This is a genomic window from Paraburkholderia sp. SIMBA_054, from assembly GCF_046534875.1.
GTDB lineage: Bacteria > Pseudomonadota > Gammaproteobacteria > Burkholderiales > Burkholderiaceae > Paraburkholderia > Paraburkholderia hospita.
Map to the genome: position 1 here is coordinate 1 of NZ_JAWRXV010000994.1, position 263 is coordinate 263.

Below are 263 nucleotides of genomic sequence, written 5' to 3' on the forward strand. Positions count from 1 at the left end.
CTGGCACCGAAACAAGGCACTGATAGCGCCCTGGCGATGGCAATGGGCCATGTGATTTTAAAAGAGTTTCATCTCGATAATCCCAGCGACTACTTTATCAACTACTGCCGCCGCTACAGCGACATGCCGATGCTGGTAATGCTGGAGCCTCGCGACGATGGTAGCTACGTTCCCGGGCGCATGATCCGCGCATCTGACCTGGTGGATGGACTGGGCGAAAGCAACAATCCGCAGTGGAAAACCGTAGCAGTTAATACCGCAGG

1 protein-coding gene is annotated in these 263 nt (G+C 54.8%); it reads left to right on the top strand.

Annotation, left to right across the window (positions count from 1 at the left end; translation table 11 throughout):
- Nucleotides 1-263: hypothetical protein (locus tag SB822_RS58120; protein WP_410859245.1), on the top strand; the 263-nt coding region annotated here is incomplete at both ends.